This window comes from Streptomyces sp. NPDC001002 (assembly GCF_053599215.1).
The window spans coordinates 18642-41103 of record NZ_JBSFLV010000015.1; the positions used below are offsets into that span (position 1 = coordinate 18642).

Here is a 22462-nt window from a genome sequence, read left to right on the forward strand (position 1 = left end):
CCTGTTCGTAGCAAACGAACCGCCGGACGCCGGAGTTCCCCCGCGCCCCACCCTCAACTCACAAACGCCTTCCCGTCACGAAGGGCGCCCCCTCAGTCCGGGCGACCGGCGACCAGCCACTTCGAGGGCAGCTCGATACGCGTCCCCTCGGGCGTGAACTCCGTGGTGGTGAGCGGGAGTTCACCGCTCGCGATGATGGTGAGACCGGCCGAGCGCACATACGCGGGCACGGCGTCGTCGGACACCTCGCCGGGTGCGATGCCGTGCCGGAAGATCGGGGCGAGCTTGGGCGGCGGGCCCTCGGGGCTCTGGGCCAGGCCCAGCAGCACGGGCTTGGCCCGCTCGGAGAGTTCGACGAGGAAGACCCGGCCGCGCTCGCCGACCAGCGTGGCGATCCCGTCCACCAGCGCCTGCCGGTCCTCCGGGTCGGCCTGGTGGAGGACCCCGCGCATGTAGACGTTGGTGTCGCCGAGTTCGGCGTGCAGCGTCTCGGTCTCGTCCTTCTCCATGGCGTCGAGCACCCGGTACGTCGCCTGTCCCGCGGGGTCGGCGTGCTGGGCGTGCTCGACGGCCGCCTCCGACAGATCGGCGCCGACGACGCGCGGGAAACGGTCGGCGAGGAACCGGGTCTGGGTGCCGTTGCCGCAGCCCAGGTCCACCATGACCAGGCCGGGGTCGGTCACGTACGGCTCGAAGAGCGCCAGGTGCAGTCCGGCGGTCAGGGGCGGTTCCGCGTCCCAGAAGACCGCGCCCTGTTCCTCCGGAGCCTCGCGCCAGAAGCCCTCCCAGGCCTCCCGGTAGCGACTCGTCACACTCATGCCCAACTCCCCAGGATGTGAAGGCCGTCCGCCGCAAGTGACGGGCGAGTACGGTCTATCGCGCCCTGGTCATGGCTACAAGCGCGCGGCGCATACCTTCACTCCGCATTCGACGGACGCACTCCCCCTGTGCGCCTCTCGCGCCCCAGGCGCCGATCAGCGGCGCGGCAGCGTCAGTTCGAACCAGACCGTCTTGCCGCTCTGCGTCCGGCTGGTGCCCCACTCGCGCGCGAGGGTGCTGACGACCCGCAGCCCGCGCCCGAGCTCGTCGGTCTCGCCGGCACTGAGCAGGTTGGGCAGCTCGTGGTCGTCGTCCTCGACTTCGCACAGCAGGGTGTCGCCGCGCACCAGGCGCAGGGCGACCGGGCGGCGGTGGGAGTGCCGTACGGCGTTGGTGACCAGCTCGCTGACCATCAGGCAGGCGTTGTCGGCGAGTTTGGCGAGCCCCCACTCATGGAGCTGTTCCCGCACGGCGGTCCGGGCGCGGCCGACCTCGACCGGGTCGAGGGAGAGCCGCCACTCGGCGACGTCCTCGGGCTCAACTCCGTTGAGCCGGGCCATCAGCAGGGCCACGTCGTCCTTGCGGCCGCCCGTGACGTTCAGTGCACGGATGATCGTGTCGCAGGCCTCGTCCATGGAGGCGGCCGGGTGGGCGGCGGACTCCGAGAGCGCCGCGAGCCCGACACCGATGTCCTCGCCGCGCACCTCGACCAGACCGTCGGTGCACATCACGAGCCGGTCGCCGGGCTCCACGCGCACGCGTACCGCCTCGAAGGGCACCCCACCCACGCCGATCGGCGCTCCGGTCGGCAGGTCGAGCAGCTCGCTGCGGCCGTCCTCGGCACGGACCAGGACGGGCGGGATGTGACCGGCGTTGGCGATGTGCAGTTCGCTCGCGATCGGGTCGTACACGGCGTACAGACAGGTCGCGAGGTACGTGTCGCCGAGGCGCTGGGCGAGGTCGTCCAGGTTGCGCAGCAGTTGCGCGGGCGGCAGGTCCAGGGCGGCCATGGTCTCCACGGCCGTCCGCAACTGGCCCATCATCGCGGCCGAGTTGAGCCCGTGGCCCATGACGTCACCGACCACCAGGGCGGTGCGGGCACCGGGCAGCTTGACGGAGTCGAACCAGTCGCCGCCGACGCGTCCCAGGAGCGTGCCGGGCAGATAGCGGGTGGCGATGTCGCAGCCCGCCATGCGCGCCGGGATGACCGGCAGCATGCTGTCCTGGAGCGTCTCGGCGACGTTCTCCTGGTAGGTGTACATGCGCGCGTTGTCGAGCACGAGGCCCGCGCGGGCGGCCAGTTCGGCACCGGTGACCCGGTCCATGTCGTTGAAGACGGGCCGCTCCGGGTGACGCAGCAGGATCATGAACCCGAGGACCACGTTGCGGGCCTTGAGCGGTACGACCAGCATCGAGCGGTTGGTGATCAGCGGCCGGATGTCCCGCTTCTCGAACTGCGAGGCGATGGCGTGGCCCATCTCCTCGCTGATCCGCGGCACCAGGACGGGCTCACCGCTGGTCATGCACTGGAAGAACGGCGTGTGCGCCGGGAACGGCATGGCCTCGCCGACCGGCACGACGTCGTCCCAGCGGCCCGGCTCATCGGTGTGTTCGAGAGCGACCCGGTGCCACATGGTGGTCGTGTCCGGTACGCCGTCGGGGAACCCCTCGCCCGCGACGACCTGTTCGCGCAGATAGGTGCCGGCCACGTCCGTGAAGCGCGGCACGACGGCTCTGCTGACCTCGACGATGGTGCGGGTCAGGTCGAGGGAGGTGCCGATGCGACCGCTGACCTCGTTCAGGAACTCCAGGTGTTCGCGGACGGCCGCGTACTCCAGGTCCTCGGCCTCGTCGGCCGCGTCCTGCGGCGTGGGCAGCCCCTCGGCCACCGCCAGGGCCGCCCGCTCGCGCCGGGCCCTGCGCTCCGCGCGCCGGGGCACGCCCCAGTCGGGGGTGACGGGCACCCGGTCGTTCTGGCTGAACTCCAGGACGGGATAGCCCAGTTCGAGGATCTGCGCGACGATCCGGGCGCTTTCGTCGACGCTCATGCTGGGCAGGATCTCGGGCAGCCTGCGGGCCAGCTCCTGGGCGCCGGGGAAGTCGGTGTGCAGGGCGAAGCCGGGCGCGATCCGCTCGTAGGCCATGTCGAGCTCGGGGTCGTCGGGCCGCAGCCCGCCGGTGTCCGCGCCGAGCACGAGCAGCCGTTCCTTGCCCGGGCCCACCAACGGGTAGGCCCACCACAGGACGTCGACGCGGTCCCGCTCGGGGACGGTGAGCCGGGCGCGGCCGGCGGCCGGGTAGGAAAGGCCGCCGTCGAGGGAGGACTCCAGGCCGGGGCCGAGTCCGTCGTAGTCGGCGTACGTCCCGTACGGCGTGACGTCCTGCTCCTCCGGCAGCGCGCCGGAGACGGGCAGCAGGTCGACCGCCGCGTGTCCGATCGCGTCCTCCTTGGGGACGCCGAAGAGACGGCGTGCGCCGGAACTCCAGTGGGACACGAGGCCGTCGCGGTCGACCACGACGACGGCCAGCGGCACACGGCCGACCGCGGTGTCCTCCACCGCTCCGCCCCCGGCTCCGCGGCTGGGAGGTGCTTCCCTCTCGGTGCCACGGTCCATGACCCAGGCCCTCTTTTCCCCACGGCTCCGCAAGATCTGTCCGCCGCCACCACCGTACGGCGCTGTTCGGTGGTGATGTGCGGCAACGGGGGAATTGGTGGCACGCGGGCGCACCGGTTCGAGGACGTGCGCCGGAAAGGCACGCCGGGGGCGCTCAACCCCCGCGCCCGTTCGGCCGGTTCGACCGCCCCGGCCGCTGAAGCCGAGTCAGTCCTCGTGTCCCAGTTGCAGGTCCCGCTCAGTACGCCCGCCGCCGGCGACCTGGAGCACGGTGGCGACCGGCGGGTAGCCCGCGGCGATCACCGTGTACTCGCCGGAGGACAGGTCGACGAACCGGAACGTTCCGTCGGCTCCCGTGGTGAGCGTGTCCACCACGTTGCCGGCCGCGTCGAGCAGTGTCACGCGCGCGTCCTCGACGGGCCGGCCGCCGCTGGCCCGCACCGTGCCGCGCAGCACGGCGCCGCCCGCGAGTTCGATGTCCTGGCGGGTCTCCCGGGAGGCCTGCACGCTGACGGGCAGGGCGGCCGGGCGGAACGCGGGGGCGCTGGCGGCGAGGGTGTACTCGCCGGCCACCAGCTCGGTGATGACGTAGCCGCCCTCGCGCCCGCTGCGGGTGCTGGCCACGACCTCGCCGTGCACGTTGGTGAGGGTGACCGCGGCCTCCCGTACGGGTGTGCCGTCGGCGGTGACCACGCTGCCCGCGAGACGTTCGGCGCCACCGAGGACGACGTCGAGTTCGACGGGCCGCTCGCCGACAGTGACGGAGACCGCCTGCGGCTGATGGCCGCCGGCCGCGGCGATCAGGACGTACGCCCCCGAACCGGGCGTGGACAGCGCGTACCGCCCGTCCTCGCCGCTCGCGCCCCGCCCGATCTGCTGCCCGGTCACGTCGATGAGCGTGAGCGCGGCCCGCGGCACGACGGTCCCGTCGGGGTGCTGCACCGTGCCGCAGACCGGGATTCCGGCCGCGTAGGACGAACGCGCCTGCGGGATCGGGGCGTTCACGGGCACTGTCTCCGTTTCGGCGGCGTTGTGGGACACCAGCGGTTTCTCCTTGAGGAAGAAGGCGATGAGCAGGCCGAGGACGAGCACCGGCACGAGGTAGAGGAAGATCCGGGGCATCGCGTCGGCGTACGCCGCGATGTAGTCGTCGCGCAGCGCCGGGGGCAGCGCGTGGACGAGCTGCGGGGTGAGGGACTCCGGGTCGGGCAGCTGGGATCCCGCGCGCGTGGAGAGCCGCTCGGCGAGGGAGTCGGCGAGCCGGTCGGCGAAGAGCGTGCCGAAGATCGCGGCTCCTACGCTGCCGCCGATCTGCCGGAAGTAGTTGTTGGCGCTGGTGGCGGTGCCGAGGTCGGCGGGGCGCACGGAGTTCTGCACGGCCAGCACGAGCACCGGCATCACCATGCCGATGCCCGTGCCCAGGACGGCCATCCAGATGCTGTACTGCAGCCGGGACGTGTCGACTTCGAGGCGGGACAGCAGCCACATGCCGACGGCGGACAGGGCGCTGCCGAGCACGGGGTAGATCCGGTAGTGCCCGGTGTGGCTGATGAGTTGGCCCGCGATGATCGAGGCGCCGACGATGCCGCCCATCATGGGGAGCATCAGCAGGCCCGACTCGGTGGCGGTGGCCCCGTCGACCATCTGCAGGAAGGTCGGCAGATAGCTGGCGGCGCCGAACAGCGCGACGCCGATCACCAGGCCCACCAGACCGGTGACGTTGAAGACGGAGTCCCTGAACAGCCGCAGCGGGATGAGGGGTTCGGCCGCGAAGTGCTCGGCGACCAGGAAGAGGACGGCGGCGGCCACGGCGCCCGCGGCCAGTCCGAGGATGACGCGCGAGTCCCAGGCGTACTCGGTGCCGCCCCAACTGGTCAGCAGGACAAGGCAGGTGGAGGCCGCGGCGAGCAGGAGCGCGCCGAGGACGTCGAGGCGCGGCTTGGTCTGCGGCTTCGGGAGCTTGAGGACGACGGTGACGACGGCCAGGGTCAGCAGGCCGAAGGGCACGTTGAAGTAGAAGCACCAGCGCCAGGTGAGGTGGTCGGTGAAGTAGCCGCCGAGCAGCGGTCCGGCGACCGAGGCGAGGCCGAAGGCGGCGCCGATCAGGCCCATGAAGCGGCCGCGCTGCCGGGGCGGCACGATGTCCGCGATGATCGCCTGGACACCGATCATCAGGCCGCCGGCGCCGACGCCCTGGACCGCGCGGAAGGCGATCAGCTGGTCCATCGTCTGCGCCCGGCCCGCGAGTGCGGAGCCGATGACGAAGACGACGATGGCGAACTGGAAGACGCCCTTGCGGCCGAGCAGGTCACCGAGCTTGCCGTAGATCGGCAGTCCGACGGTGGAGGTGAGCAGATAGGCGGTGATCGCCCAGGACATCTTGTCCAGGCCGTGCAGCTCACCGACGATCTTCGGGAGCGCGGTGGCGACGATCATCTGCTCAAGGGCCGCGAGCAGCAGCGCGAGCATCAGTCCGAGGAAGACCAACCGGACCCGGCGCGGGCTCAGTTCGGCGGCACCGGCCGCCGCGGGGAGGTGGCTCTCCGCTGCCGCCACGACCGGTTCGTCCCGTACCAGAGTCGTCCCGCCCACCTACCGCTCCCCTCGTCGCACCGCCGCACAATTGCCGCTTAAGGCGACAACTGCCAGCAAGCACGACGAGTTACGGCAGACCGGCCCCACGAGTGGAGATCCACTCGAACCGGTGAGGGGCGTCAACACCCCCGGGACGCCGGGGACTTGCCCGACGCGGGGGGACCTGCTCGACGCGGAGGCCTACTTCTCGACCTCGGTGGCCAGCTTCTCCAGGATCGCGTCGTAGATCCTGCCGAGGCCCTTCGGCGCGAAGGTCTTCTCGAAGAAGCCGCCGATGCCGCCGGCGCCGTTCCAGACGGTGCTCACGACGACGCGGGACTTGCCCTCGCCGGCCGGGGTGACCCGCCAGGTGGTGACCATCGAGGAGTTGCGGTCCTTCTCGACGAGCTCGCCGTCGGTGGGCTCGCTCACCTCCAGGAGGCAGTCCCGGATCCGCTTGCTGGTCGCCTGGAGCTTCCAGTGGACGAGGGTGCCCTCGCCGTCACCGCCCTCACGTACCTCGTACTCGCTGAACTGCTCGGGCAGCACCTTCGCGCGCGTGCCGCTGTAGTCGGCGAGCGCGTCGAACACCGTCTCCGCGTCCGCCGCGACGATGCGCTCCGTAGTGGCCTCGACCTGCGCCATCGATTTCCTCCAGGACCTGGGTTCTCGGTGTCGGGGCAAGCCAACCACCCCCGCGCACGGCCGCCCAAATCGGGGGCCCGAGGCCTTCGAGGCGATCAGAAAGAGCACTTGCACAGTAATTCGAACAAGTGTTTCACTCTGGGGGCAGGCCCACCCAAGGAGGCGTCATGCGCTGGGAGAACCTCACCGTGGAATCCGGCGGCCACAGCCGGCCGAGCGATGCCGCACTGTTCGGTGCGGACGCGGTGATCACCCGTACCTTCGACACCCCCGAGTTCCGCGGGATCACCTTCCACGAGGTGCGCGCCCGCTCGATCATCAACCGGGTGCCGGGGGCCTCCCGAATGCCGTTCGAGTGGACGGTGAACCCCTATCGCGGCTGCTCACACGCGTGCGTGTACTGCTTCGCCCGCAAGACGCACAGCTATCTGGACCTGGACACGGGGATCGACTTCGACTCCCAGATCGTGGTCAAGACGAACGCCCCGGAGCTGCTGCGCCGCCAGCTCGGCTCGCGCCGCTGGCAGGGCGACCACATAGCGATGGGCACCAACGTCGACTGCTACCAGCGCGCCGAGGGCCGCTACGGCCTGATGCCGGGGATCATCTCCGCGCTGCGCGACCACGCCAACCCCTTCTCGATCCTGACGAAGGGCACGCTGATCCTGCGCGACCTCGATCTGCTGCGGCAGGCCGCCGAGGTGACCGACGTGGGCATCTCCGTCTCGGTCGGCTTCACCGACCCCGAGCTGTGGCGCACCGTGGAGCCGGGCACGCCCGCCCCGGAGCGCCGCCTGGACGTCGTCCGCGCCCTCGCCGAGCACGGCATCGACTGCGGGGTCCTGATGGCCCCCGTGCTCCCGTTCCTGAGCGACGACCCGGCCCAACTGCGCGCCACCGTGCGCGCGATCGCCGCCTCCGGAGCCTCCTCGGTCACACCCCTGGTGCTGCATCTGCGCCCCGGCGCCCGCGAGTGGTACATGGCCTGGCTCGCCCAGCACCACCCGTATCTCGTGCGCCGCTACGAGCGGCTGTACGCGGACGGCGCGTACGCCCCGAAGTGGTACCAGCGCCGGATCACCCGTCAGGTCCACGAGCTGGCCCAGGAGTACGGGATCGGCCCCACGCGCGCGGGGATGCCCCGCCGGATCACGCCCCCTGAGCAGGTCGAGGAGCCGGTGTCCGAGCCGACCCAACTCTCGCTGATCTGAGAGCGTTCGAGCGCATCCCTCGATCCGATCGGGTCAAGTATCGGCAGAACGCGTTCTTCCGGTGCGCCTTTCCGGGACGATGCGGCGAGGACCACGAGCCCCGCGGTCCGAAACCCTCCGTCCTGGGAGGACTCCATGAGAAAACGCGCAGCAGTACTCTGCGGCGTCGCCGTCGTGGTGGCCGGAACCTTCACGGCCGTCCCCGCCGACGCGAGCGCCCCGAGCGCGGCGACCGCTCCCGCCGCGAAGCTCACCTGGAAGAAATGCGGCACCACCGACTATCCGACGCTCCAGTGCGCGTCCCTCAAAGTGCCCCTCGATCACGCGAACCCGCACGGCAAGCAGATCACCCTCGCCCTCTCGCGCGTGCCGCACACCGCGAGCAAGAGCCAGGGCCCTCTGCTGGTCAACCCCGGCGGTCCCGGCGGCAGCGGCCTCTCGCTCGCCGGCTTCGTCGCGTCCTCGCTGCCCAAGGCGGTGGCGTCCCAGTACGACGTCATCGGCTTCGACCCGCGCGGGGTCGGCGCCAGCAAGCCGGCCCTGGACTGCAAGCCGGGCTACTTCAACCCGGTGCGCCCGGACTCCGTGCCGAGCACGCCCGCCCTTGAGAAGGCCAACCTGCAGCGCGCCAAGTCCTTCGCCGCCGCCTGCGGCAAGAAGTACGCGAGCCTGCTGCCGTACATCGACACGATCAGCGCCGTGCGGGACATGGACTCGATCCGGGCCGCACTCGGCGCCAAGAAGATCAACTACTTCGGTTACTCGTACGGCACCTACCTGGGCGCGGTCTACGCGAAGCTCTTCCCGGAGCGCGTGCGGCGCCTGGTCCTGGACTCGATCGTCGACCCCACGGGCGTGTGGTACGACGACAACATCGGACAGGACTACGCCTTCAACGACCGCCAGCGCGCCCTGATGGCGTGGATCGCCAAGTACGACTCGACGTACAAGCTCGGCACCGATCCGGAGAAGATCGAGGCCAAGTGGTACGCGGCGCGCAAGGCGCTGGCCAAGAAGCCGGCGGGCGGCAAGGTGGGCGCCTCGGAGTTCGAGGACACCTTCATCCCGGGCGGCTACTACAACGGCTACTGGCCCTACCTGGCCGAGGCGTTCGCGGCGTACGTGAACGACAAGAACGCCGATCCGCTGGTCGAGGCGTACGAGAACTTCGCCGCGATCGACGCCTCCGGGGACAACGGCTACAGCGTCTACACCGCGGTGCAGTGCCGTGACGCCTCCTGGCCGCGCGACTGGAACCAGTGGCGCAAGGACAACTGGGCGGTGTACGACAAGGCGCCCTTCATGGCCTGGAACAACGCCTGGTACAACGCGCCGTGCGCGTTCTGGCCGACGGACACCAAGCGCCCGATCAACATCGCCAACGGCAAGCTGCCGCCGGTGCTGCTGTTCCAGGCGACCAACGACGCGGCCACCCCGTACGAGGGCGGCGCGACGGTCCACCGACTGCTGGCCGGCTCCAGTTTCGTGGTCGAGCAGGGCGGCGGGAACCACGGCATCACGCTGAGCGGGAACACCTGCCTGGACAAGTACCTGGCGGACTACCTGAGCACCGGCAAGGTGCCACGCGGTCACGGCGAGGTCGACGCGGTCTGCCAGAAGCTGCCGGACCCGGCACCGCTGAGCTCCGCGGCGGCGACGAAGTCCACCCGCGGTTCGACCCTGCACGGCCTGGTCGGCTTCCGCGGCTGAGCACCCACCTGTTCGGTCAGCCGGACATGAGGCCCCGTCGGGGGCGGAGATCCACGTTGTCAGACCCATGGTCCACGATGGACGCATGAGTGAGACGACCAGGATTCCCGCCCCCGACGGGGTTTTCCCCGCCGCCCAGTACAGCCACGTCGTCATCGGCACCGGCCGCTTCGTCGCGATCTCCGGCCAGCTCGCCCTCGACGAGTACGGCAAGCTCGTCGGCGAAGGCGACGCCGAGGCCCAGGCGCGCCAGGTCTTCGAGAACCTCCGCCGCTGTCTGTCCGCGGCCGGCGCGGCCTTCGACGACGTCGTCAAACTCACCTACTTCGTCACGGACATGGCCCACATGCCGGCGATCCGCGCGGCCCGCGCCGCCCACATACCCGACGACCGCCTCCCGGCCGCCTCGGCGGTCCAGGTCGCGGCGCTGGTCCGGCCGGAGTTCCTGATGGAGGTCGAGGCGTTCGCGGTCGTGGCCGAGTGAGCGCACCTGCGACCGGTCTTCAGGCCCGGGACATGACGCTCGCCGACTGCGATCCGGTCGCCGAGATCCGCGTCCGCGGCTGGCGCAGCGCCTACCGAGGGCTCATACCGCAGTCGTACCTCGACGCGATGAGCGTGCCGAAGGACGCCGACCGCCAACGCGCGCGCCTGCTCCAGGGCGACGGCACCGTGGTGAACGTCGTGGCCGAGCAGGACGGCAAAGTCGTCGGCTGGGCCTGCCACGGCCCCTACCGGGACGGTGAAGTGCCCGCCGGGGGCGTCGAGTTGTACGCGATCTACGTGGACCCGGACCACCAGGGCACGGGCGCCGGACGCGCGCTGCTCGACGAGTCGGTACGGCGGTGCGTGGCGGCCGGGGACAAACGGATGTACCTCTGGGTCCTCGAAGGGAACGCGCCCGCCCGGCGCTTCTACGAGCGCGCCGGATTCCGGGCGGACGGCACGGAGGAGCCTTTCGAAGTGGACGGGGTCGAGGTGCCGGAAGTGCGGTACGCGCGAGACCTCGCCGTCTGATCCGACGTCAGCGCTGCCTCGGAATCCGCCCCAGCGCCCCCACCGCCGCCTCCGCGAGCGCCGGATGGGCCAGCGCCTCGGTGAGTACGGGCCGGGCGCGGGCGTCCGCCAGGCTGCCGAGCCCCTCCACGCACGCGAGAGCCACGCGCCGGTACGGGTCGTGCGGGCGCAGCCGTCGCTCCAGCGTGGTGATGAGGGCGGGCACGGACTCGGGGGCACGCAGTTCGGTCAGCAGCCGGATCGGGTGCAGGGCGTAGGCGACGCGCAGTTCGTTGGTGGCGAGGGCGGCCGCCGCGCGGGCGGTGCGTGGGTCGCCGAGCCGGGCCAGGGCGTAGGCCGCGGAGGCGCAGCGCTGCGGGTCACGGTGGTTCAGGAACAGGACGAGGGACTCGAAGGCCCGCCGGTCGCCCGCGAGTCCGAGCTTGAACGCGGTCAACTCCCTGGCCCACAGCGGCTGTCCGGGCTCGGTGAGCGCGGCGGCCAGCGCGTCGGGGTCCTCGGTCACCACGAGCCGGTCGTACCCGGCGGACGCTCCCGCCTCCGTCCGTAAACGCTCCGTGAGCGATCGCAACTCTTCGTCCATGACACCGAGCGTAGGGGCGCCCGCGATCTCTCGGGACCTACATCACAAAGACGGACAACCACGAGAATCGGACAGGGGCTGGCGCGCTCGTTACTCACGGGTTAAGCTCAGACGAGCGAGTTACCCACTCGCGGTATTCCTTGCGGTGGCCTGGTGACGCAGCCGCCGTGAGAGCAAGCGGTTCGGTGCTCAACGCACCGCGGTACGACCCGGCTTGGGACAGGGCCGGTCGCTCTTCACCGTTTTCCGGGCGTGTGCGCTCGTAGCCCGTAACACCCGCACTCCTCACGCACTCGGTGCGCCACCGGTCCGGCTTCGGCCCGGTTCTCTCGGCGCACCCGGGCGTGCTCCCAGTCGTCACCCCTCATTCCTGGAGTCCCGCGATGGCCACTCCCCTGTCCCACACCCCTCTCTCCCCGATCAAAACCGTCGCCGTCATCGGCCTCGGCACGATGGGCACCGGCATCACCGAGGTCCTGGCCAAGGCCGGCCGCGAGGTCGTCGGCATCGACATCAGCGAGGCCGCGACCGCGCAGGCCGTCGCCGCCCTGGAGACCGCCACCGCCCGCGCCGTGACGCGGGGCCGGCTGACCGAGCCCGAGCGCGCCGAACTGCTCGCCCGGGTCCGCACCTCCACCGACCTGCGGGCCGCGGCCGACGCCGATCTCGTCATCGAGGTGGCGCCGGAGTCGTACGAGATCAAGCAGCAGATCTTCCGGGAGCTGGACGGGATCGTGCGGCCGGAGACGATCCTGGCGACCGGCACCAACGCCCTGTCCGTGACCCGGCTCGCCGCCGACTCGGCGCGTCCGGAGCGGGTGTTGGGCCTGCACTTCTTCAACCCGGCGCCCGCGATGCGGCTGGTCGAGGTCGTCTCGTCCGTGCTGACCGCGCCCACGGCCGTCAGCGCGGTCACCAATCTCGCCCTGGACCTCGGCAAGGAGCCGGTCGCGGTCGGCGACCGGCCCGGATTCGTCGCGGACGGGCTGCTGTTCGGGTATCTCAACCAGGCCGCCGCGATGTACGAGGCCAAGTACGCCTCTCGTGAGGACATCGACGCGGCGATGCGGCTCGGCTGCGGACTGCCCATGGGCCCGCTCGCGCTGCTCGACCTGATCGGCGTCGACACCGCCCGTACGGTCCTGGAGGCCATGTACGCCGCGTCCCACGACCGGCTGCACGCCCCCGCCCCGATCCTCAAGCAGCTCAGCGAGGCGGGCCTGACCGGCCGCAAGTCGGGCCGCGGCTTCTACACCTACGAGGCCCCGGGCAGCGCCGTCGTCGTGCGGGACGCGCTCACGCCGCTGGACGGCTCCGCCCTCACCCCCGGCCGTCCGGTCCACTCGGTCGGCGTCGCCGGCTCCGGGACCATGGCGTCCGGCATCGCCGAGGTGTTCGCCAAGGCCGGGTACGAGGTGGTGCTCGCCGCGCGCAGCGAGGAGAAGGCGCAGACCGCCAAGTCCCGTATCGGCAAGTCGCTTTCGCGCTCCGTCGACAAGGGGCGGATGACCGCCGAGGCCGCCGCCGCGACCCTGGACCGGATCACCGCGGCGGGCTCCTACGACTCCTTCGCCGACGTCGACCTCGCCGTCGAGGCGGTCGCCGAGGACCTGGAGATCAAGCAGCAGCTGTTCGCCACCCTGGACAAGGTCTGCAAGCCGGGCGCGGTCCTGGCCACCACCACCTCCTCACTGCCCGTCGTCGCCTGCGCCCGCGCCACCTCGCGCCCGCAGGACGTGATCGGCATGCACTTCTTCAACCCCGCACCGGCGATGAAGCTGGTCGAGGTGGTCCGTACGGTGCTGACCGCCGAGGACGTGCACTCGACGGTTCGCGAGGTCTGCGTCAAGATCAAGAAGCACGCCGTCGACTGCGGTGACCGGGCCGGATTCATCGTCAACGCCCTGCTTTTCCCGTACCTCAACAACGCGATCAAGATGGTGCAGGAGCACTACGCGACGCTCGACGACATCGACGCGGCGATGAAGCTGGGCGGCGGCTACCCGATGGGGCCGTTCGAACTCCTCGACGTGGTCGGGCTCGACGTCTCCTTGGCGATCGAGAAGGTCCTGCACCGCGAGTTCCGCGATCCGGGCCTGGCGCCCGCCCCGCTCCTGGAGCACCTGGTGGCCGCGGGCTGCCTCGGCCGCAAGACGGGCCGTGGCTTCCGCGAATATGCCCGGCGCTGACGGCGCCGGCGACTGGTTCGCGGCGGAGGCGGACTGGGGCGGGCTGCTCGATCCGGGTGGCCCGCACCCGCTCCAGCGGCCCGCCGTGCCCCCGCCCGTGCCGGTCCGGGGAAACCCCCGACGTGCGCACCAAGCTGCGCACATGCAGTACGTTCGGGGCATGTCCCAGCCCGCCAAGTCCTCACGTACACCAGCTACGCCCGACGCGCCGGAGAGTGCCGCGGGCACTCGCGCGGCGGCCCAGCGGCTCAAGATGCGCCGCGAGTTGGCGGCCGCGGCGATGGAGCTGTTCTCCACCAAGGGGTACGAGGCGACCACGGTCGACGAGATCGCGGCGGCGGCCGGTGTGGCCCGCCGCACCTTCTTCCGGCACTTCCGTTCCAAGGAAGAGGCGATCTTCCCGGACCACGACGACACGTTGATCCGCGCGGAGGCCGTGCTGAACGCGGCACCGGCGCACGAGCACCCGCTGGACACGGTGTGCCGGGGCATCAAGGAAGTCATGCGGATGTACGCGGCCCGGCCGGAGATCTCGGTCGCCCGCTACAAGCTCACCCGCGAGGTGCCCACCCTGCGCGAGGCGGAGATCGCGTCGGTGGCCCGCTACGAGCGCCTCTTCACCCGCTATCTGCTGGGCCACTTCGACGAGCACGCGCACGACGACGACGCCAACGACGACCCGCTGCTGGCCGAGGTCGCCGCCTCCGCCGTGGTCACGGCCCACAACCACGTCCTGCGGCGCTGGCTGCGGGCCGGCGGCCAGGGGGACGTGGAGGCCCAGCTGGACCACGCCTTCGCGATCGTGCGCAAGACGTTCGGGACGGGGATCGGCGCCGGGCGCACGGCCCCGCCGAAGCCGCCGACGCTCGCGGCGGTCTCCACCCAGGGCGAGGTCCTGGTCACCGTCGCCCGCACGGACGCTCCGCTGGACGAGGTCATGCGGACGATCGAAGAGGCACTCAGGGACCGCTGAGCGGCAGCACCTCTGCCAGCTCCCCTGTGATGACGGCCACCCCTCGGGGTGGCCGTTTTGGCATGTCAGGGCACCTTTTCGCGTGGATTTCAGGGCCCGTTCGATCGATCATCGCTCATTTGTTACGTAAAGATTTCACCTGAGAGGAATTCCTGGCACTCAGTGCCTTGCGAGGTGACACGCGGTGTCATACGTTGAAGGAGTCCGGGCGGCCGGCGTGCAGAGACCTCACGTACGCCGGCTGTCCCAGCAAGTCATCGACCTGCCCGCCCGGACGCCTGCGTCACAGGCAACCTCCCGCGCCACAAAGCGCCCTCAGCAGCACCGACGTAACCCTCAGCGTCTCCCCCTCAAGACGCCATTCGCCGGAGGCATCACCGTGACCGTGAAGGACATCCTGGACGCGATCCAGTCGCCGGACGCCACGCCGGGCGACTTCGCCGCCCTGCCGCTCCCCGACTCGTACCGCGCGATCACCGTGCACAAGGACGAGACGGAGATGTTCGCGGGCATGCAGACCCGCGACAAGGACCCGCGCAAGTCGCTCCACCTGGACGACGTGCCCCTGCCCGAACTGGGCCCGGGCGAGGCCCTGGTGGCCGTCATGGCCTCCTCGGTCAACTACAACTCCGTGTGGACCTCGATCTTCGAGCCGCTGTCGACGTTCGGGTTCCTGGAGCGCTACGGCAAGGTCAGCGAGCTCACCAAGCGGCACGACCTGCCGTACCACATCATCGGCTCCGACCTCGCGGGCGTGGTCCTGCGCACCGGCCCCGGCGTGAACGCCTGGAAGCCGGGCGACGAGGTCGTCGCGCACTGCCTGTCGGTCGAGTTGGAGTCGTCCGACGGCCACAACGACACGATGCTCGACCCCGAGCAGCGGATCTGGGGCTTCGAGACCAACTTCGGCGGCCTCGCCGAGATCGCCCTGGTCAAGTCCAACCAGCTGATGCCCAAGCCCGACCACCTGTCGTGGGAGGAGGCCGCCTCCCCGGGGCTGGTCAACTCCACCGCGTACCGCCAGCTGGTGTCCCGCAACGGCGCCGGCATGAAGCAGGGCGACAACGTCCTCATCTGGGGCGCGAGCGGCGGACTCGGCTCGTACGCAACGCAGTTCGCCCTGGCCGGCGGTGCCACGCCGATCTGTGTCGTCTCCAGCCCCGAGAAGGCCGACATCTGCCGGGCGATGGGCGCCGAGGCGGTCATCGACCGCAACGCGGAGGGCTACAAGTTCTGGAAGGACGAGCGGACCCAGGACCCGAAGGAATGGAAGCGGTTCGGCAAGCGAATCCGTGAACTCACCGGCGGCGAGGACATCGACATCGTCTTCGAGCACCCCGGCCGCGAGACCTTCGGCGCCTCCGTGTACGTGACCCGCAAGGGCGGCACCATCACCACCTGCGCCTCGACCTCGGGCTACATGCACGAGTACGACAACCGCTACCTGTGGATGTCCCTGAAGCGGATCATCGGCTCGCACTTCGCCAACTACCGCGAGGCCTGGGAGGCCAACCGGCTGATCGCGAAGGGCAAGATCCACCCCACCCTGTCGCGGGTGTACTCCCTGGAGGACACCGGCCAGGCCGCGTACGACGTGCACCGCAACCTGCACCAGGGCAAGGTCGGAGTGCTGTGCCTGGCGCCCGAGGAGGGCCTGGGCGTGCGCGACCACGAGAAGCGCGCCCAGCACGTCGACGCCATCAACCGCTTCCGGAACGTCTGAGGGCAGACATGAGCGAGCGTCAGAAGGACCGGCCGTGGCTCATGCGCACGTATGCCGGTCACTCCACGGCCGAGGCGTCCAACGAGCTGTACCGGCGCAACCTCGCCAAGGGCCAGACCGGTCTGTCGGTGGCGTTCGACCTGCCGACGCAGACCGGCTACGACTCCGACCACATCCTCGCCCGCGGCGAGGTCGGCCGAGTCGGCGTGCCGATCGCGCACCTCGGTGACATGCGCCGGCTGTTCCAGGACATCCCCCTGGAGCAGATGAACACCTCGATGACGATCAACGCCACGGCCATGTGGCTGCTGGCGCTCTATCAGGTCGTCGCCGAGGAGCAGGGCGCCGACATCACCCAGCTCTCCGGCACGACCCAGAACGACATCGTCAAGGAGTACCTGTCCCGGGGCACACACGTGTTCCCGCCGGTGCCCTCGCTCCGGCTGACGACGGACATGATCGCGTACACGGTCTCCCACCTGCCGAAGTGGAACCCGATCAACATCTGCAGCTACCACCTGCAGGAGGCGGGCGCCACGCCGGTGCAGGAGATCGCGTACGCGATGTCCACGGCGGTCGCGGTGCTCGACGCCGTGCGCGACTCGGGCCAGGTGCCCGCCGAGAAGTTCGGTGACGTGGTCGCGCGTATCTCCTTCTTCGTGAACGCCGGTGTGCGGTTCATCGAGGAGATGTGCAAGATGCGGGCGTTCGGCCGGATCTGGGACCAGGTCACGCGGGAGCGGTACGGCATCGAGGACGCCAAGCAGCGGCGCTTCCGGTACGGCGTCCAGGTCAACTCCCTGGGGCTGACGGAGGCGCAGCCGGAGAACAACGTCCAGCGGATCGTGCTGGAGATGCTGGCCGTGACGCTGTCGAAGGACGCACGCGCGCGTGCCGTGCAACTCCCGGCCTGGAACGAGGCGTTGGGGCTCCCCCGTCCCTGGGACCAGCAGTGGTCGCTGCGCATCCAGCAGGTGCTCGCCCACGAGAGCGACCTGCTGGAGTACGCGGACATCTTCGACGGCTCGCACGTCATCGAGGCGAAGGTGGCGGTGCTCGTCGAGGAGTCGCTCGCGGAGATGGAGCGGATCGAGGAGATGGGCGGCGCGATGGCCGCCGTGGAGTCGGGCTACCTCAAGTCGCAGCTCGTCTCCTCGCACGCCGAGCGCAGGGCTCGTATTGAGTCCGGTCAAGAGAAGATCGTGGGCGTCAACATCTTCGAGACGACCGAACCCAATCCACTCACCGCGGATCTCGATACAGCCATCCAGACAGTTGATCCAGCTGTCGAGGCCCGGGTCATCGCCTCGCTCCAGCACTGGCGCGACACGCGCTACCAGCCGCCCTTCAACCACCCGCGCCCGTGCAAGGCGCTGGAGCGGCTGAAGGAGGCCGCCAAGGGCACCGACAACCTCATGGAGGCCACCCTGGAGTGCGCCCGCGCGGGTGTCACGACCGGCGAGTGGGCCGGGGCCCTGCGCGAGGTGTTCGGGGAGTTCCGGGCGCCGACGGGCGTCTCGTCCGCGCCGGTGGCGGTGCCGGCCGAGGAGGGCTCGGCGATGAGCGAGGTGCGCCGCAAGGTGGACGTCACGGCCAAGGACCTCGGCGTGGGCAAGCTGCGCTTCCTGGTCGGCAAGCCGGGTCTGGACGGGCACTCCAACGGCGCCGAGCAGATCGCGGTACGCGCGCGGGACGCCGGCTTCGAAGTGGTCTACCAGGGGATCAGGCTGACGCCCGAGCAGATCGTGGACGCGGCCGTCGCCGAGGACGTGCACGCGGTCGGGCTCTCCATCCTGTCCGGCTCGCACGCGCAGCTGGTTCCGGACGTGCTGGAGCGGCTCCGTGTGGCCGGTGCCACAGATATACCCGTGATCGCCGGTGGCATCATCCCCAATGGTGACGCCGAGCAGCTGCGGGCCGCCGGAGTGGCCGCGGTCTTCACCCCGAAGGACTTCGACATCACCGGCATCATCGGCCGCATCGTCGACGAGATCCGGAAAGCGAACAAGCTCGACCCTCTGGAGGTCCCCGCATGACCACGCCCGCCCCCGTGAACCGGCTTAGGCCGCGACGTTCCTGTCTCGCGGTCCCCGGGAGCAACCCGCGCTTCCTGGAGAAGGCGCAGGGCCTCCCCGCCGACCAGGTCTTCCTCGACCTGGAGGACGCGTGCGCCCCGCTGGCCAAGCCCGAGGCGCGGCACACGATCGTCAAGTTCCTCAACGAGGGTGACTGGACGGGCAAGACGAGGGTCGTGCGCGTCAACGACTGGACGACCGAGTGGACGTACCGCGATGTCGTCACGGTCGTCGAGGGCGCGGGTCCCAACCTCGACTGCATCATGCTGCCGAAGGTCCAGGACGCCCAGCAGGTCGTGGCGCTGGACCTGTTGCTGACGCAGATCGAGAAGACGATGGGCTTCGCGGTCGGCAAGATCGGCATCGAGGCGCAGATCGAAAACGCGCAAGGTCTCAACAACGTCAATGAGATCGCTCAAGCCAGTCAACGTGTCGAGACGATCATCTTCGGCCCGGCCGACTTCATGGCGTCGATCAACATGAAGTCGCTCGTCGTGGGCGAACAGCCGCCCGGCTACCCGGCGGACGCCTACCACTACATCCTGATGAAGATCCTGATGGCGGCCCGCGCCAACAACCTCCAGGCGATCGACGGCCCCTACCTCCAGATCCGCAACGTGGAGGGCTACCGCGAGGTCGCGCGGCGCGCCGCCGCGCTCGGCTTCGACGGCAAGTGGGTGCTGCACCCGGGCCAGGTCGAGGCGTCCAACGAGATCTTCTCGCCCTCCCAGGAGGACTACGACCACGCCGAGCTGATCCTGGACGCGTACGACTACTACACGTCCGAGGCGGGCGGCAAGAAGGGCTCGGCGATGCTCGGCGACGAGATGATCGACGAGGCCAGCCGCAAGATGGCGCTGGTCATCTCCGGCAAGGGGCGCGCGGCCGGCATGAAGCGCACCACCGAGTTCGAGATTCCGGAGGCGTGAGCATGCAGTTCGGGCGCACCTACGAGGAGTTTGAGGTCGGGGCCGTCTACAAGCACTGGCCCGGGAAGACGGTCACGGAGTACGACGACCACCTGTTCTGTCTCCTCACCATGAACCACCACCCGCTCCACCTGGACGCCAACTACGCCGAGAACACGACGGACTTCGGCAAGAACGTGGTGGTCGGGAACTACATCTACTCGCTGCTGCTGGGCATGTCCGTACCGGACGTGTCCGGCAAGGCGATCGCCAACCTGGAGATCGAGTCGCTCAAGCACGTCGCGCCGACCTTCCACGGCGACACGATCTACGGCGAGACGACGGTCCTCGACAAGACGCCGTCGCGGTCCAAGTCCGACCGCGGGATCGTGCACGTCGAGACCAAGGGCTACAAGCAGGACGGCACGCTGGTCTGCGTGTTCCGCCGCAAGGTGATGGTGCCGACCGAGACGTACATCAAGGAGCGCGGCGGCGAGCAGCCGGGCCGCCCCGACCTGAAGCAGCAGGAGAAGTAGCCATGGCGCGCCTCGCCCAGACCGCGGGTCTGACCGACGTCCAGCAGGAGATCCTGTCCACCGTCCGCGACTTCGTGGACAAGGAGATCATCCCGGTCGCGACCGAGCTGGAGCACCGCGACGAGTATCCGCAGCAGATCGTCGACGGGCTCAAGGAGTTGGGCCTGTTCGGTCTGATGATCCCCGAGGAGTACGGGGGTCTTGGCGAGTCGCTCCTCACCTACGCCCTGTGCGTCGAGGAGATCGCCCGCGGGTGGATGTCGGTGTCCGGCATCATCAACACCCATTTCATCGTGGCCTACATGCTCAAGCAGCACGGCACCCAGGAGCAGCGGGAGCACTTCCTGCCGCGCATGGCGGCCGGCGACGTGCGCGGTGCCTTCTCGATGTCGGAGCCGGGTCTTGGCTCGGACGTCTCGGCCATCACCTCCAAGGCGGTCAAGGACGGTGACGAATACGTCCTGAACGGCCAGAAGATGTGGCTGACGAACGGCGGAACGTCAACTCTGGTCGCCGTACTCGTCCGAAGTGACGAAGGACACCCCGAAGGGACCGCGCCCCACAAGTCGATGACGACCTTCCTGGTCGAGAAGGAACCCGGCTTCGGTGAGGTCCGTCCCGGGCTCACGATCCCCGGGAAGATCGACAAGATGGGCTACAAGGGCGTCGACACCACCGAGTTGATCATGGATGGCCTGCGCATTCCGGCCGATCGCGTGCTCGGCGGGACGACGGGCCGAGGTTTTTACCAAATGATGGACGGGGTCGAGGTGGGCCGCGTCAACGTGGCGGCGCGTGGCTGCGGGGTCGCTCAGCGTGCCTTTGAACTGGGCGTCCGCTACGCCCAGCAACGGCACACTTTCGGCAAGCCGATCGCCCAGCACCAGGCCATCCAGTTCAAGCTGGCCGAGATGGCTACCAAGGTCGAGGCCGCCCATGCGATGATGGTCAACGCGGCACGCAAAAAGGACTCGGGGGAGCGAAACGACCTTGAGGCTGGGATGGCGAAGTACCTCGCGTCCGAGTACTGCAAGGAGGTCGTGGAGGACTCCTTCCGGATCCACGGCGGCTACGGCTTCTCCAAGGAGTACGAGATCGAGCGCCTCTACCGCGAGGCCCCGATGCTGCTGATCGGTGAAGGTACCGCCGAGATCCAGAAAATGATCATCGGTCGCAGGCTGCTCGAAGAGTATCGATTCCAGGGCTAGATGTCCGGATACGGGGTGTTTTCTTGGAGAAGAAGATCACACCCCGTCAGCGCCCTTCAGCCGCCGACTCGGCTTCCTGGCTTGCCCAGTTGTGGCCGTCGACCGGTACGATCCCGGGAAAGCCGCCGTCCCCCGTTACAGCGCGGCATCATCCGCTACGAAGGTCATCCATGCCCCACAGCCAAACCTCTGCACCACGCGACAGCCGGGCCGGCGTACGCCTCGCGCGCGGAGCATCGCCGTGGCTTCTCCCGACCGTCGCCACCGCAGCCCTCAGCCTGGTACGCGCCCGCAAGTCCGGTGCCGCCAAGGCTGTCGCCGTGCCCGCCACCGCGCTCGCGGCGGGCATGCTGTGGTTCTTCCGCGACCCCGAGCGCGAGATCGGCCCGGGCCGGGTCATCTCGCCCGCCGACGGTGTGGTGCAGAGCATCATGCCGTGGAAGGACGGTCGCACCCGCGTCGCGATCTTCATGAGCCCGCTCAACGTCCACGTCAACCGCGCGCCGCTCTCCGGCGAGGTGACGTCGGTCGAGCACATCCCCGGCGGGTTCGTTCCGGCGTTCAACAAGGAGAGCGAGAACAACGAGCGCGTAGTCTGGCATTTCGACACCGAACTCGGCGACATCGAGATGATCCAGATCGCCGGCGCGGTGGCCCGCCGCATCGTGCCCTACATCCCGCAGGGGACGAAGGTCGAGCAGGGCGACCGTATCGGTCTGATCCGCTTCGGCTCGCGCGTCGACATCTACCTGCCCGAGGGCGTGGAGGTGGCGGTCGAGGTCGGTCAGAAGACCGTGGCTGGGGTGACTCGCATTGACCGTGATTGATCCTGAGACGCAGGCCGGCTGGGTTCCTGAGGCCGATGAGGTGGACGACGAGGAGGAGATGCCCCTCTCTCTCCGCCTCTCGATAGCGGACACCCTCACCCTCGGTAACGCCACGTGCGGCTTCATGGCGGTGTACTTCACCACCACCGGCATCCTGATCCCGCACCTCACCGACAGCCAGGAATCCGGCATGGCGCGCAACAGCGCGGCCACCGCCGTGATCCTCATGCTGTGCGCTGCGGTGTTCGACCTCTTCGACGGCCTGGTCGCACGGAAGCTCCGCTCCTCCCCCATGGGCGCCGAGCTGGACAACCTCTCCGACCTGATCAGCTTCGGCCTGGCCCCGGCGTACTTCGTCCTCGTCTACGGCATGGTCGCGGACGACGCGTATCAGAAGGTGGCGGCGGTCGGCGCCGTCGTGGTGCTGCTGGCTGTGGTGCTACGTCTGGCGCGCTTCTCGTGCGTGACCCCACCGAACGGCATGTTCCAAGGCATGCCATCCCCGTTCGGTGCGCTGACGGTCGTCTCGATCGTGCTCCTTGAGCTGCCCTTCGTGGCGACGCTCCTGGCCATCCTCGGCACCGCCTGGCTGATGGTGAGCCGGGTCGAGTACCCGAAGCCGCGCGGCCGCCTCGCCGTCGCGATGCTCGCCTGGATCGTCGTGTCCATGGGCCTCCTGGCCGCCTGGGCCTTCGACGCCCCCAGCGGCCAGCTCCTGCTCCAGACGGGCTGCGCCCTGCAGCTGGTCATGGGCGCGGTCATCCCGCTGTTCGCCACGGCCCGCCGGGTGAACAACTTCCGCGACAACCGTCGCGAGGCGCGGGCGGCACAGCTGCCGTAGGACGTCTT

18 protein-coding genes are annotated in these 22462 nt (G+C 69.7%); 13 read left to right on the forward strand and 5 right to left on the reverse strand.

The annotated features are described in order from the left end of the window. Positions 1-92 precede the first annotated feature (92 nt). The 4 genes from ACWDR3_RS10025 to ACWDR3_RS10040 form a co-directional block, all read right to left on the reverse strand. Entirely contained in the window at positions 93-818 is a 726-nt protein-coding gene (locus tag ACWDR3_RS10025; RefSeq protein WP_450351984.1) for a class I SAM-dependent methyltransferase, read from the reverse strand. A gap of 156 nt (positions 819-974) precedes the next feature. Next, a complete protein-coding gene (locus tag ACWDR3_RS10030) occupies positions 975-3434 on the reverse strand; it encodes a SpoIIE family protein phosphatase (protein ID WP_450351985.1) in 2460 nt (819 codons plus the stop codon). Between the two features lie 207 nt (positions 3435-3641). Then, on the reverse strand, positions 3642-6026 hold the full coding sequence (locus ACWDR3_RS10035) for an MFS transporter (protein ID WP_450351986.1): 2385 nt from the start codon (positions 6024-6026) through the stop codon (positions 3642-3644). Between the two features lie 183 nt (positions 6027-6209). Next, positions 6210-6653, reverse strand: a complete 444-nt coding sequence (locus tag ACWDR3_RS10040; protein ID WP_124001738.1) for an SRPBCC family protein — start codon at positions 6651-6653, stop codon at positions 6210-6212. Between the two features lie 167 nt (positions 6654-6820). Here ACWDR3_RS10040 and ACWDR3_RS10045 point away from each other — a divergent pair, with 167 nt between their 5' ends. The 4 genes from ACWDR3_RS10045 to ACWDR3_RS10060 all read left to right on the forward strand — a co-directional run bounded on the left by ACWDR3_RS10045 (position 6821) and on the right by ACWDR3_RS10060 (position 10591). After that, positions 6821-7864: an Rv2578c family radical SAM protein gene (locus ACWDR3_RS10045; protein WP_450351987.1), complete on the forward strand. Its 1044-nt coding sequence runs from the start codon at positions 6821-6823 to the stop codon at positions 7862-7864. Between the two features lie 135 nt (positions 7865-7999). Further along, positions 8000-9574, forward strand: a complete 1575-nt coding sequence (locus ACWDR3_RS10050) for an alpha/beta hydrolase (protein WP_450351988.1) — start codon at positions 8000-8002, stop codon at positions 9572-9574. Between the two features lie 85 nt (positions 9575-9659). After that, the gene (locus tag ACWDR3_RS10055) at positions 9660-10058 is read left to right on the forward strand and encodes a RidA family protein (RefSeq protein WP_450351989.1); all 399 of its coding nucleotides are present in this window, start codon (positions 9660-9662) and stop codon (positions 10056-10058) included. 32 nt (positions 10059-10090) lie between these two features. Then, positions 10091-10591, forward strand: a complete 501-nt coding sequence (locus tag ACWDR3_RS10060) for an N-acetyltransferase family protein (protein ID WP_450351990.1) — start codon at positions 10091-10093, stop codon at positions 10589-10591. Between the two features lie 7 nt (positions 10592-10598). On the opposite strand, the gene ACWDR3_RS10065 is transcribed toward ACWDR3_RS10060, so the two are convergent. Beyond that, a complete protein-coding gene (locus tag ACWDR3_RS10065; protein WP_450351991.1) occupies positions 10599-11174 on the reverse strand; it encodes an adenylosuccinate lyase in 576 nt (191 codons plus the stop codon). A 383-nt stretch (positions 11175-11557) separates the two neighbouring features. Between ACWDR3_RS10065 and ACWDR3_RS10070 the strand changes: the two genes are divergently transcribed. From ACWDR3_RS10070 to pssA, 9 genes are all read left to right on the forward strand, one after another. After that, the gene (locus tag ACWDR3_RS10070; protein ID WP_450351992.1) at positions 11558-13363 is read left to right on the forward strand and encodes a 3-hydroxyacyl-CoA dehydrogenase family protein; all 1806 of its coding nucleotides are present in this window, start codon (positions 11558-11560) and stop codon (positions 13361-13363) included. Positions 13364-13523: 160 nt separating this feature from the next. Beyond that, positions 13524-14336 carry a TetR family transcriptional regulator gene (locus ACWDR3_RS10075; protein WP_450351993.1) on the forward strand — a complete coding sequence of 271 codons (813 nt, stop codon included), beginning with the start codon at positions 13524-13526 and terminating at the stop codon, positions 14334-14336. Positions 14337-14721: 385 nt separating this feature from the next. Next, positions 14722-16059 carry a crotonyl-CoA carboxylase/reductase gene (gene ccrA / locus ACWDR3_RS10080; protein WP_450352047.1) on the forward strand — a complete coding sequence of 446 codons (1338 nt, stop codon included), beginning with the start codon at positions 14722-14724 and terminating at the stop codon, positions 16057-16059. Between the two features lie 8 nt (positions 16060-16067). Next, positions 16068-18095 (forward strand): protein meaA, encoded by a 2028-nt coding sequence (locus ACWDR3_RS10085; protein ID WP_450351994.1) that lies wholly within the window; start codon positions 16068-16070, stop codon positions 18093-18095. After that, positions 18092-19063, forward strand: coding sequence for an HpcH/HpaI aldolase/citrate lyase family protein (locus tag ACWDR3_RS10090; RefSeq protein WP_450351995.1), 972 nt, complete (start codon positions 18092-18094; stop codon positions 19061-19063). The genes ACWDR3_RS10085 and ACWDR3_RS10090 overlap by 4 nt, the downstream gene beginning before the upstream one ends. A 2-nt stretch (positions 19064-19065) precedes the next feature. Continuing rightward, a complete protein-coding gene (locus tag ACWDR3_RS10095) occupies positions 19066-19578 on the forward strand; it encodes a MaoC family dehydratase (protein WP_450352048.1) in 513 nt (170 codons plus the stop codon). A 2-nt stretch (positions 19579-19580) separates the two neighbouring features. Continuing rightward, the gene (locus ACWDR3_RS10100; RefSeq protein ID WP_450351996.1) at positions 19581-20786 is read left to right on the forward strand and encodes an acyl-CoA dehydrogenase family protein; all 1206 of its coding nucleotides are present in this window, start codon (positions 19581-19583) and stop codon (positions 20784-20786) included. 170 nt (positions 20787-20956) lie between these two features. Further along, positions 20957-21613 carry a phosphatidylserine decarboxylase gene (locus ACWDR3_RS10105; RefSeq protein WP_124002280.1) on the forward strand — a complete coding sequence of 219 codons (657 nt, stop codon included), beginning with the start codon at positions 20957-20959 and terminating at the stop codon, positions 21611-21613. 58 nt (positions 21614-21671) lie between these two features. Further along, entirely contained in the window at positions 21672-22454 is a 783-nt protein-coding gene (gene pssA, locus ACWDR3_RS10110) for a CDP-diacylglycerol--serine O-phosphatidyltransferase (RefSeq protein ID WP_450351997.1), read from the forward strand. Positions 22455-22462 lie beyond the last annotated feature (8 nt).

Excerpts from the sequence above, each read along its gene's own strand:
- ACWDR3_RS10070 (WP_450351992.1), top strand. The coding sequence starts at position 11,558 with ATGGCCACTCCCCTGTCCCACACCCCTCTCTCCCCGATCAAAACCGTC.
- ACWDR3_RS10055 (WP_450351989.1), top strand. The coding sequence starts at position 9,660 with ATGAGTGAGACGACCAGGATTCCCGCCCCCGACGGGGTTTTCCCCGCC.
- ACWDR3_RS10050 (WP_450351988.1), top strand. The coding sequence starts at position 8,000 with ATGAGAAAACGCGCAGCAGTACTCTGCGGCGTCGCCGTCGTGGTGGCC.
- ACWDR3_RS10095 (WP_450352048.1), top strand. The coding sequence starts at position 19,066 with ATGCAGTTCGGGCGCACCTACGAGGAGTTTGAGGTCGGGGCCGTCTAC.
- pssA (WP_450351997.1), top strand. The coding sequence starts at position 21,672 with ATGCCCCTCTCTCTCCGCCTCTCGATAGCGGACACCCTCACCCTCGGT.
- ACWDR3_RS10090 (WP_450351995.1), top strand. The coding sequence starts at position 18,092 with ATGACCACGCCCGCCCCCGTGAACCGGCTTAGGCCGCGACGTTCCTGT.
- ACWDR3_RS10045 (WP_450351987.1), top strand. The coding sequence starts at position 6,821 with ATGCGCTGGGAGAACCTCACCGTGGAATCCGGCGGCCACAGCCGGCCG.
- ACWDR3_RS10025 (WP_450351984.1), bottom strand. The coding sequence starts at position 818 with ATGAGTGTGACGAGTCGCTACCGGGAGGCCTGGGAGGGCTTCTGGCGC.
- ACWDR3_RS10060 (WP_450351990.1), top strand. The coding sequence starts at position 10,091 with ATGACGCTCGCCGACTGCGATCCGGTCGCCGAGATCCGCGTCCGCGGC.
- ACWDR3_RS10030 (WP_450351985.1), bottom strand. The coding sequence starts at position 3,434 with ATGGACCGTGGCACCGAGAGGGAAGCACCTCCCAGCCGCGGAGCCGGG.
- ACWDR3_RS10085 (WP_450351994.1), top strand. The coding sequence starts at position 16,068 with ATGAGCGAGCGTCAGAAGGACCGGCCGTGGCTCATGCGCACGTATGCC.
- ACWDR3_RS10100 (WP_450351996.1), top strand. The coding sequence starts at position 19,581 with ATGGCGCGCCTCGCCCAGACCGCGGGTCTGACCGACGTCCAGCAGGAG.
- ACWDR3_RS10040 (WP_124001738.1), bottom strand. The coding sequence starts at position 6,653 with ATGGCGCAGGTCGAGGCCACTACGGAGCGCATCGTCGCGGCGGACGCG.
- ACWDR3_RS10075 (WP_450351993.1), top strand. The coding sequence starts at position 13,524 with ATGTCCCAGCCCGCCAAGTCCTCACGTACACCAGCTACGCCCGACGCG.
- ACWDR3_RS10065 (WP_450351991.1), bottom strand. The coding sequence starts at position 11,174 with ATGGACGAAGAGTTGCGATCGCTCACGGAGCGTTTACGGACGGAGGCG.
- ACWDR3_RS10105 (WP_124002280.1), top strand. The coding sequence starts at position 20,957 with ATGCCCCACAGCCAAACCTCTGCACCACGCGACAGCCGGGCCGGCGTA.